This window comes from Endozoicomonas sp. ALC013 (genome assembly GCF_049310205.1).
Lineage (GTDB): Bacteria > Pseudomonadota > Gammaproteobacteria > Pseudomonadales > Endozoicomonadaceae > Endozoicomonas.
The window spans coordinates 1-9,806 of the sequence record NZ_JBLYNS010000167.1 but is presented as its reverse complement, the minus strand read 5'-3'; the positions used below and the strand labels follow the sequence as shown (position 1 = coordinate 9,806).

Here is a 9,806-nt window from a genome sequence, read left to right as displayed (position 1 = left end):
TAGAGTGATGCGAACCGCGTTATTTATCTATAAGCATTTGCGCTATAGACAGGATTGCTGTTCGCTATTGATCAATAGTTCTGACAAGGGATGTTCATCAGATTTTGCAGGCCCCCCCTGCGCAGTCATCATCCATGTCATTCTGAGCGTCAGCGGCACCATCACGGGTATTGTGGTAATACAGTGTTTTTACGCCCAGTTTGTAAGCGGTCAGCAGGTCTTTCAGCAGCAGCTTCATCGGAACTTTGCCGCCTTCAAAGAGACCGGGATCATAGTTGGTGTTGGCTGAGATCGTCTGGTCGACAAACTTCTGCATGATGGCAACCAGCTGAAGGTAGCCATCGTTGTTCGGGATGTTCCAGAGCAGTTCATAACGATCCTTAAGCTCGACGAAATCAGGAACAACCTGCTTGAGAATGCCATCTTTGCTGGCCTTAACGCTGACAAAGCCCCGGGGCGGCTCAATACCGTTGGTGGCGTTACTGATCTGGGATGATGTCTCGGATGGCATCAGGGCGGTCAGTGTTGAGTTGCGCAGGCCGAACGACTTGATCTCCTCACGCAAGCTTTCCCAGTCAAGATGCAGGGACTCTTCACAAACCGTATCAAGGTCACGTTTGTAGGTATCGATAGGTAAGATACCCTTGGCATACGTGGTCTCATTGAATTTGGAGCAGGTGCCTTTCTCTCTGGCCAGCTTGTTTGACGCTTTCAACAGGTAGTATTGAATGGCTTCAAAGGTGCGGTGGGTCAGGCCATTGGCGGAGCCATCCGAATACCGGACATTGTTTTTGGCCAGGTAGTTGGCGAAGTTAATCACCCCGACACCCAGGGGACGCCGTCCCATGGTTGAGTTGTAAGCAGCAGCAACCGGGTAGTCCTGGTAGTCCAGCAGGCTGTCGAGGGCACGCACAATCAGTTCTGACAACTCTTCCAGTTCTGCCAGATCCTTCAGGGCACCCAGGTTAAATGCGGCCAGGGTGCACAGGGCAATCTCGCCCTCTTCGTCATGGATATGATCCAGGGGTTTGGTGGGCAGGGCAATTTCCAGGCACAGGTTACTCTGGCGAACCGGGGCCACTGCCGGATCAAATGGGCTGTGGGTATTGCAGTGATCGACGTTTTGCAGGTAGATCCGCCCGGTACTGGCCCGCTCGGAGGCAAACAGTGAAAAGAGTTCAATCGCCTTCAGCGTGGTCTTACGGATGCTGCTGTCCTGCTCATATTGCTTATAGAGCCTTTCAAACGCTTCCTGGTCAGCAAAGAACGCATCATAAAGTCCCGGCACATCGCTGGGTGAAAAGAGGGTGATATTACCGCCTTCGATCAGGCGCTGGTACATCAGCTTGTTAAACTGCACGCCATAGTCGAGGTGGCGAACGCGGTTATCATCCACCCCCCGGTTGTTTTTCAGAACCAGCAGGTTTTCAACTTCCAGGTGCCAGATCGGGTAGAAGAGGGTCGCTGCGCCACCGCGAACACCACCTTGAGAGCACGATTTTACGGCCGTCTGGAAGTGCTTGTAGAAAGGGATACAGCCGGTATGGAAGGCTTCTCCCCCACGGATCGGGCTGCCCAGGGCGCGAATATTACCGGCGTTGATACCAATCCCCGCCCGCTGGCTGACGTATTTAACAATAGCGCTGGACGTGGCATTGATGGAGTCCAGTGAGTCCCCGCATTCAATCAGTACGCAAGAGCTGAACTGACGGGTAGGTGTACGTACCCCGGACATGATCGGGGTGGGCAGAGAGAGTCTGAAGGTGGACACCGCATGGTAGAAACGCTCAATGAAATCCAGGCGAGTCTCTTTCGGGTATTGTGCAAACAGGCAGGCACCAATGAGCATGTACAGAATCTGGGGGCTCTCGTAGTACTCGCCGGTTACCCGGTTCTGCACCAGGTATTTGCCCTCAAGTTGCTTGACCGCTGCATAGCTGAAGTTCATATCCCGGCGGTGATCAATAAAGCGTTCCATCTGATCAAACTCAGCTTCACTGTAGTCCGTCAGGAGGTGCTGGTCATACTTCTTCATCTCCACCAGTTTGACCACATGGCTATACAGTCCGGGCGGTTCAAACTGGCCGTAGGCCTTTTTCCGCAGGTGGAAGATGGCCAGGCGGGCAGCCAGATACTGATAGTCCGGAGCCTGGGCCGAAATCAGGTCGGCAGCGGATTTGATCAGTGTTTCATGGATATCCGTGGTCTTGATGCCATCGTAGAACTGTATGTGAGACTTAAGTTCAACTTCAGAAACGGAGACGTTGTCCAGGCCCTCGGCTGCCCATGTAATCACTTTATGGATCTTCTCAAGATCCAGTTGTTCCTTATCTCCGTCACGCTTGGTGACCAGGATATTTTTATTCATTCAGCCCTTACCTGTGTATTCAATGAACACGCTTGATCAAGCGCGGCTATCAATGACCTTGCAGCACGCTTCATGGCCCGGTCAGACCAGCAGACAGTATTACTGCACGTGCTGTCCATCACTGTCTTATCGCCAGCCACTGTACACTGCGGTGGCTGTGAGACTATGAATCTGTCCGGGATATACCTGATGAGTCAGATCCCCGCCTCTGCGAGACAGGCTGTAGCGGCGGAACCGCGAGGCCGCGCAGCTGACAATCTGTATAAGCATTCTTCCCTGATTACCGTCCGCTCTTCCGTTATGTGCTGCTGCCAACAGTAAATCCGCTGTTTGGCTGGACTGTTGCCTGAGGCATTTCCGGTATGCCGGGTTGCTCAGGCGGCAATGTGTTACTCAGCAGCGAGGGGTACCATATATAGTGTAGCGGCCGTTTATCTACACAAGATAATGCGCAGTCGGGAGAAATTCAAGCCGATAAAAGCGGGGGGTTGCTGTGGATAAGATGTGGATTTCTTTCGGTGTTGGTGCCCACTAACTCCCGGGTAACTTTTTCAGACAGAACGAGAAGTTTGCAAGCTCAAGATGGGATTTTGTCAAAATAAAAAAATATTCTGAGTCCGCTTCGGAGAAAAAAATCATGAATACTCTGGCTTCCGGACGTTGATTCAGAAATGTTTGGGCCTGCTCCGGTTCCGGGGAGGACGTTCGATCGTCGGTAGTGTAACATCTACGGCCCATAAACCATCAGATTGCCAGTGAAGTGCCGGTTTTTTGCCGCTTTCAATATTTCGTCTCTTAAACCCTGGGGTGTAAAACAATGGCTTTGGATAATGCAGAAACGGGTCGCATCCTGATTGTTGAGGATGATGAGCGTCTGGCAACCCTGACCCGTGAGTATCTTGAAAATAATGGCCTTCAGGTGTCGGTGGAAGGTGATGGTGGTAAGGCCGTTGAACGTATTTTGAGTGAGCGCCCCGATCTGGTGGTACTGGATCTGATGCTGCCGGGGGAAGATGGGGTGTCCATCTGTCGCCGGGTGCGAGGCCAGTATCATGGTCAGATACTGATGCTGACTGCCCGCACCGATGACCTTGACGAAGTGCTGGGGCTGGAAATGGGTGCGGATGATTATGTTGCCAAACCGGTCCGTCCAAGAGTATTGCTTGCCCGTATAAGAGCCCTGCTGAGAAGGGGCTCGGCACCGTTAGAAGACGAGCCGGAAGTGCAGAATAGCCTTCGCTTTGGCGCGCTGGTGGTTGATAACTCCATGCGTGAGGCCTGGCTGGATGACCAGAGCGTCGACCTCACCAGCGCTGAATTTGATCTGCTCTGGCTGCTCTGTTCAAATGCTGGCCGGGTGTTGAGCCGGGAAGAGATCTTTGCCCAGTTGCGCGGGATTGAATACGACGGTCAGGACCGTTCCATCGATGTCAGGGTTTCACGCATTCGCCCCAAAATTGGCGACGACCCGATGCACCCTCGTCTGATCAAGACGGTGCGCAGTAAAGGGTATCTTTTTGTGAAGAGCATGTGACAAATGAGTAAGTTGCTGGCATAGCGTCATGAGCAGTATTTTTCTTCGTATCTATGGCGGCCTGCTGTTTTCCCTGGTTCTGGTCTCAGTGCTGTCTGGCATAGTGGTCACTATTGTCAATGGTGTTCGATTGGCCGAGTACCGGGAAGATATGGCCCGAGGGACCTTCCGTCTCGTCTCTGAAGTACTGGCCGCCATGCCAGAAGAGCAGCGGCATAAGTGGCTGGGAGAGTGGGGACATAAACTGTCGATTCCTTTTTCAATGTTGCCTTTGGAGCGATCCGACTTCACACCTAAAGAGATTGAGCAGCTCTCTTTAGGGGGGATTGATGTTCAGATGCTGACGGAAAAGGCCGCAGTTATTACCGCCTTGATTGATGACCGGTGGTTGTTGCAGGGACGGGTGGCGGAGATATCTGAACAAATGGCAAGTGGTACCATTGTTTTTCTCAGACACCTGCTCAGCCATTACTCTGCGGATGAGCGAGTGACGGTATTGGCTCAGCGATCCGGAGAATCGCTGAGCTTTCCTGTGTCCATTGTTCACTCCGCTACGTCGTTAACGCCCCTGCAAAACACCCAGTTGCAGCAGGGCAGTATTGTGACTGTGTTGAACATCAGGGATGAATCGCTCCAGCTCTATGCCCAGATGAAGGACAGTGATCAGATACTCCATCTTGGTCCATTGAAATTACTGAACCCTTATCCTTTTAAACTGATCCTGACCCTGGGGCTGTTCGTCTTGATCTCTCTGAGCCTTGCCATCTATATCCTGGTCAGGGGAATGGAGAAGCGGCTGCGAAAACTGGAAAGAGCGGCGACACGCTTTAGCCGGGGAGACTTTGAAGTACGGGTTAATGTTGGCGGGGCGGATTCCATTGGTCGCCTGGCCATGGCGTTTAATGCCATGGCCGACCATATTCAGCGTCTGCTGAGTCTGCAAAAAGAGATGATTCATGGCGTATCCCATGAATTAAGAACCCCCGTAGCAAGGTTGCGCTTTGGCCTGGATTTGATTGCCGATGCCAGAACACAGGAAGCGCGGGAGGCCCAGCTGGAGGGCATGGACCAGGATATCCAGGAACTGGATCATCTGGTGGATGAGTTTCTGACCTATGCCAACCTGGAGCAGGGAACCCCGACCCTCCGTTTGAAACGTCATGACGTTGATAAAGTAGTGGCCCAGGTGGTTGGCGAGCATCTCAGATTACAGAACCGGGTTGAGATCGAGCATATTCCCTGCAATGTGTTAAACCCGAGGCGGTTTGTCGAAATTGACCGGCGCTATATTCATCGGGCGATACAGAACCTGGTAGGCAATGCCTGTCGCTATGCGGACAGTAAAGTTCAGGTGCGTTTTTCATCCACCCAGGACACTTGTCGTATTGATGTGGATGATGACGGGGCCGGGATTCCGGAAGAGCAGTGGGAACGGGTATTTTCTGCTTTTTCCCGACTGGACGACAGCAGAACACGCAAGTCAGGAGGCTATGGTCTGGGGCTCTCAATCGTCCGGCGGATTATGTACTGGCATGGGGGGCGGGCGCTGGTCAGCCACAGTCCCCTGGGGGGAGCCCGGTTCAGTCTGGTCTGGCCCAGGAAGCAGAGGCATTAAAGTTTCTGATGTTTCCGGGAACGTCTCCCCGGGAACATCAAGAAGATCTTGAAGAATTTCAAGAAAGTCCTCCTGGACGCCTTCCTCTTTGAGAATATGGAAGGCAACGTTCTGGGTTGAGAAGCCGGGTTTCAGGACATAATCATAGTGCAGGCGGCCTTCACTGTTGATCTCAGCGCTGACATGAAGATTTTGAAACCTGTCCGGGAACTGATCAGCCAGTGAGGCCAGCCGGGCATAGTGGGTAGAAGAAATGCTGATCGTCCCGGGTAAATCGCCAATCGATTTTATATAGGTGAGTGCACCGATCTCCCCTTCTTCAGGGCTGGTATTGCTGAAAATTTCATCCAGAAAAGCAATGCTGAACTGACCAGTCTCCAATGCGCGTAATGCCTCCAGCAGCTTGATAGCGCGTTTTGATTCTGCGCTGAAACTGGAAACGCCAGTAATCATTTCAGGCTCAATGACGGTATGAATAAAGGAAAATGGTGTCAGTTTAAAGGACGCAGCCGGAGATATACCCAGTGTCTGCGCCATAATGACGTTGAGTGCAGCAGCAATCATGGCATTGGATTTTCCTGCAGCATTCGGCCCGGTAATAATGATATTGGTCGGTGCTATGGCGTGGTTGGCGGCAAGGTCATTGGAAACCGCAATGGCAGGGGAGAGCAGAGGGTTCCAGAAGCCTTGAAGCTCGATACCCGGTTGCGCTGATACTTGATATTGTGCAAAGCACAACGGATTATTTTCCCGGTAAGAAGACGACCTCAGCAGCTTGGCAACGGTCAGCCAGGCATCAATCTCACCGGTGGCTTGCATAATCCTGATCAGTGGGATGTGGTTTCGGCGCAGCAGCACCAGGCTTCTTTTGTAGCGTCCCATGTTGGTTGCCAGATAGGCGAGTGTGTCGGGTGTTTTCTCCGGCGCATCGTTTAGCAGTGTGGCTATCTCCTGAATCTGGGTGGAATTGCGAAATTTCAGGAAGCCGCTGTCATGGTCCAGAATATCCTCAAGGGCCGGGTGATGCCGGGCCAGTTGCTCTAGTGCTCTGGCGCTGGCCAATGCTCTTCCGGGTCTGCGGCTGCGCTCCATGACAAACGTGTAAGCGGCCCGATTATCCTGAAAGAGCCAGTATGATTGATAAATGGCGATCATTTGCAGTACCGCAAAGCTACCGAAGGTGAAAATTTTGACCGGTGGTGGAAGCCCCTGAAAGTGATCGTGCATTTCAGAGATGGCCAGGTTCATATTGGCTGGCAGGTTGATGGCTGAATTGAGAAGCCCATGAATAATTCCGTATTGCGAGTCAAACTTGCCAAGCAGCGTCGACCCGATCAGGCCGATAGGTACATTCAATGCACTCATAACACTAATGATGTCGTTTAATCGGCGGGCAATCTCTTCATAGAAGGCATCGGAGGTGAGCCCCGGAATGTATGTCTGGTAATCAATCTCATCAAAATGGGGGCTGTTCACGGCATCAGAAGGGTCGAGCAGGGCAATGAGTCCATCTTCATCCGCGGCATAGCGGATCAGTTGCTCCTCAATCTGAAAGATGACTTTGGGGTGATCCAGCAAGTATTGAAGTGCGTTTTGGCGTTTTTCAAGAACCTCTATATCCGTAATTGGGGATATCAGCAGGTTGGCCAGCATAATTTCACCAGCGACCGTCATCGGAGAGCCTAAATTGCCGAGCAGGCTATGTCCGGGGTTTTGTACGGTGCCACTGAGAATATGCAGGTCTTTAACGGCATGATGGGTCATTATCTCGTTGCCCGTTTTATGAGTACGGGAAAAATTTTGCAAAAGAATGCTGCGTCTTTCTCCCGGGGACAGAAGAATTTCAGGTAACTCCTGTTTCTGGTTACGCGAGTTTATGGCGTTTTTGTATTTATCTGCGGAGTGGATTTTTGCCAGGTGATCATGTATCAGCTGATAAGTGTTGGTGATCTCCATGCCTGCGTCAGCATTAAGACTTGTGGTAATGGATGTGATTAACAGGAATATTAAATAATCAGTGGCTCTTGATTTCATTGGGTATTTTCGATGGACAGTTTTTATTGTTTAACATTTCATGTTGCACATCAGAGGCCTTTGGGTAATCAGGGTTACAATCCCGGTTTTTTAGGCCAATGAGCGGATTTATTGTCAATTGAGCAACTCATATCCCCTTAAGCTTGTGTAAAAATAGATGAGAAGCCATAGTCTCGCCATACACTGATGATGTGATCCATTTCAAGCGATTGATCGAGGGAGTAAAGCATGTCATTCCGTCTGGAGATGAAGGTTCGCGACTATGAGTGCGACCTGCAGGGAATCGTCAACAACAGTGTCTATTTCAATTATCTGGAGCATGCACGGCATGAGTTTCTGCACGCTAACGCTATCGACTTTGCCAGGCTGGCTGCAGAGAAAATTCATCTGGTGGTGCTGAGAAGTGAGATGGATTACAAAATGTCGCTGGTACCCGGGGACGAGTTTTATGTAGAAGTAGAACCCGTGCGACTTTCCAAACTGAAATTTGGTTTTAAACAGAAAATCTTCCGGAAACGGGATAACAGGCTGGCCATCGATGCGCTGGTTATTGGTACATCAGTGAACGCTAAAGGGCGGCCTTTTCTATCAGAAGACATTGACCGGGTATTTCCACTGGCATGACAAAGGATAAAAACGTCAGCGCTTGTCTGACGTTTCTGATCGTTATTTGTTCAGCAGTTTCCTTCCGGCAAAATAATCCAGACTGACATAACGTCCGGCTCCCTGGAAAACCAGCACCAGCAACATCACCAGGTAGGTGGCGGCAAACTCAATGCCATTGTTCAGAATCACCGGCTTGCCAAACTCGGTAATATAGTGGTAGCGGCCGGGATGGTTTGACTTCAGCCAGCCCAGAAACCCATTCAGTCTTTGGGTTGCTTCAGCGGCGTGTTCATTGGCAGCAAAGCTGCCCGGGTCAGCAATGGCCTGCCAGCCATGGGGCCAGTGCACCGCGAAAATAGCCACCAGCATAGTGATGATCAATGGGACTGAAATCAACCGAATGCCCAGGCCGGCCACCAGCAGCACAGCGCCGATAATCTCTGTCCAGGTCGCCAGTGCTGCCATCAGCCAGGGGAAGGGGAGGGCCAGTCCATGCTCAAACCACACCACAATATCGTCAAAGTGCGCCAGTTTGTTGGTGCCGGCAATCCAGAAAATGGGGGCAAGGTACAGACGCAGGGCCAGCAATGGAAGCCCATCAGCGTGATGGAGGTAACCTGCTGTTTTTTGGTAGAGTGACAGGATCTTATTCATGGCTGATTCCCTGGATGTTCTTATTGAGTTATTCACTCAACGTTTCAGCCGTGGGATTGTTACAGTGTGCAGGTCATTTTTTCATTCCGGGTTTGTAACGATATGGACGATGAAGCGTTAATAATAAAACAGGCACAAAATGGTGATCAGCAGGCGTTTACAGTGCTGGTGAAGCATTACTATCGCTTGATGCGCTTCGTTGCCCTGCCGATTGTGGGCGAAAGTGATGCCGATGAGATTGTCCAGGAAGCCTGGTTGACGGTGCATCAGAAACTGCCTCAATGGCAGCCCAGAGGCAGTTTCAAGGGATGGTTGCTGACCATTACCGCCAATGAAGCCCGTTCCCGCTATCGTCGGCAGAAACGTGAGCTGCTGTCCGATGCTCCGGAAGAAGCGCCGCTGGCCCATCGTTTTAAAGAAGATGGCCATTGGCAACAGCCGCCTTCCAACTGGCACATCGATGGGCCGGGGGCGCTATTGGATAAACGGGAACTGATGGACTGCCTGAACCATAAGATCACCATGTTGCCGGAGAAGCAGCGTCTGGTGTTTGGCTTGAAAGATTTCAGCCAGATGTCACTGGATGATATTTCCGGTTTTATCGGTGAGTCCGCAGCCAATGTCAGGGTTCTGCTGCACCGGGCGCGGGCAACGCTGTATTCCGGTATTGAACAGTTTCAGGAGACAGGCCGATGTTGAAATGTCGGGATATCGAGCAAATGGCGGGTCAGCTTCAGGATGACGAGCTGAACTGGCAACAGCGTCTGAGTATGCGAATGCATTTGATCATGTGCCACCATTGCCGACGTTTTCTCAAACAGTTTGCCGCCATTAAAAAGCTGGCAGAGCACTCCGTCAGTGAACCGGCGTCTGATGATGAAGTGAAGTCGGTCATGGATAAAATTAACGGTTCACCCTGGGAGCCTGACCGAGAATAGACTGCCCTACGCGGCAACTGCTCCTGCGTTGCCCTAGCTCCTGCATCCATGCAGTCG

At 51.5% G+C, this 9,806-nt stretch carries 8 protein-coding genes; 5 read left to right on the top strand and 3 right to left on the bottom strand.

Features of this window, described 5'->3' with window-relative positions:
• Window positions 1–97: 97 nt before the first annotated feature.
• The gene (nrdA, locus tag ACO6V1_RS20740; protein WP_422450024.1) at window positions 98–2,368 is read right to left on the bottom strand and encodes a class 1a ribonucleoside-diphosphate reductase subunit alpha; all 2,271 of its coding nucleotides are present in this window, start codon (window positions 2,366–2,368) and stop codon (window positions 98–100) included.
• An 817-nt stretch (window positions 2,369–3,185) separates the two neighbouring features.
• Between nrdA and ACO6V1_RS20735 the strand changes: the two genes are divergently transcribed.
• Together ACO6V1_RS20735 and ACO6V1_RS20730 are read left to right on the top strand one after the other, a co-directional pair.
• On the top strand, window positions 3,186–3,902 hold the full coding sequence (locus ACO6V1_RS20735) for a winged helix-turn-helix domain-containing protein (RefSeq protein WP_422450025.1): 717 nt from the start codon (window positions 3,186–3,188) through the stop codon (window positions 3,900–3,902).
• Between the two features lie 28 nt (window positions 3,903–3,930).
• Window positions 3,931–5,517 (top strand): ATP-binding protein, encoded by a 1,587-nt coding sequence (locus ACO6V1_RS20730; RefSeq protein WP_422450026.1) that lies wholly within the window; start codon window positions 3,931–3,933, stop codon window positions 5,515–5,517.
• Here ACO6V1_RS20730 and ACO6V1_RS20725 read toward each other — a convergent pair.
• Complete coding sequence (locus ACO6V1_RS20725; RefSeq protein ID WP_422468312.1) at window positions 5,407–7,551, bottom strand: MutS-related protein; 2,145 nt, start codon at window positions 7,549–7,551, stop codon at window positions 5,407–5,409. The two genes, ACO6V1_RS20730 and ACO6V1_RS20725, sit on opposite strands and share 111 nt — an antisense overlap.
• 228 nt (window positions 7,552–7,779) lie before the next feature.
• Between ACO6V1_RS20725 and ACO6V1_RS20720 the strand changes: the two genes are divergently transcribed.
• The gene (locus tag ACO6V1_RS20720; protein WP_422460379.1) at window positions 7,780–8,175 is read left to right on the top strand and encodes an acyl-CoA thioesterase; all 396 of its coding nucleotides are present in this window, start codon (window positions 7,780–7,782) and stop codon (window positions 8,173–8,175) included.
• Between the two features lie 42 nt (window positions 8,176–8,217).
• On the opposite strand, the gene ACO6V1_RS20715 is transcribed toward ACO6V1_RS20720, so the two are convergent.
• Window positions 8,218–8,811, bottom strand: a complete 594-nt coding sequence (locus ACO6V1_RS20715; RefSeq protein ID WP_422460377.1) for a DoxX family protein — start codon at window positions 8,809–8,811, stop codon at window positions 8,218–8,220.
• A gap of 102 nt (window positions 8,812–8,913) precedes the next feature.
• Here ACO6V1_RS20715 and ACO6V1_RS20710 point away from each other — a divergent pair, with 102 nt between their 5' ends.
• The gene (locus ACO6V1_RS20710; RefSeq protein ID WP_422450030.1) at window positions 8,914–9,510 is read left to right on the top strand and encodes an RNA polymerase sigma factor; all 597 of its coding nucleotides are present in this window, start codon (window positions 8,914–8,916) and stop codon (window positions 9,508–9,510) included.
• Window positions 9,504–9,749, top strand: coding sequence for a zf-HC2 domain-containing protein (locus ACO6V1_RS20705; protein ID WP_422460375.1), 246 nt, complete (start codon window positions 9,504–9,506; stop codon window positions 9,747–9,749). The genes ACO6V1_RS20710 and ACO6V1_RS20705 overlap by 7 nt, the downstream gene beginning before the upstream one ends.
• The last annotated feature ends 57 nt before the right edge of the window (window positions 9,750–9,806 follow it).

Coding starts and splice junctions, on each gene's coding strand:
- nrdA (WP_422450024.1), bottom strand. CDS start 2,368: ATGAATAAAAATATCCTGGTCACCAAGCGTGACGGAGATAAGGAACAA.
- ACO6V1_RS20735 (WP_422450025.1), top strand. CDS start 3,186: ATGGCTTTGGATAATGCAGAAACGGGTCGCATCCTGATTGTTGAGGAT.
- ACO6V1_RS20730 (WP_422450026.1), top strand. CDS start 3,931: ATGAGCAGTATTTTTCTTCGTATCTATGGCGGCCTGCTGTTTTCCCTG.
- ACO6V1_RS20725 (WP_422468312.1), bottom strand. CDS start 7,551: ATGAAATCAAGAGCCACTGATTATTTAATATTCCTGTTAATCACATCC.
- ACO6V1_RS20720 (WP_422460379.1), top strand. CDS start 7,780: ATGTCATTCCGTCTGGAGATGAAGGTTCGCGACTATGAGTGCGACCTG.
- ACO6V1_RS20715 (WP_422460377.1), bottom strand. CDS start 8,811: ATGAATAAGATCCTGTCACTCTACCAAAAAACAGCAGGTTACCTCCAT.
- ACO6V1_RS20710 (WP_422450030.1), top strand. CDS start 8,914: ATGGACGATGAAGCGTTAATAATAAAACAGGCACAAAATGGTGATCAG.
- ACO6V1_RS20705 (WP_422460375.1), top strand. CDS start 9,504: ATGTTGAAATGTCGGGATATCGAGCAAATGGCGGGTCAGCTTCAGGAT.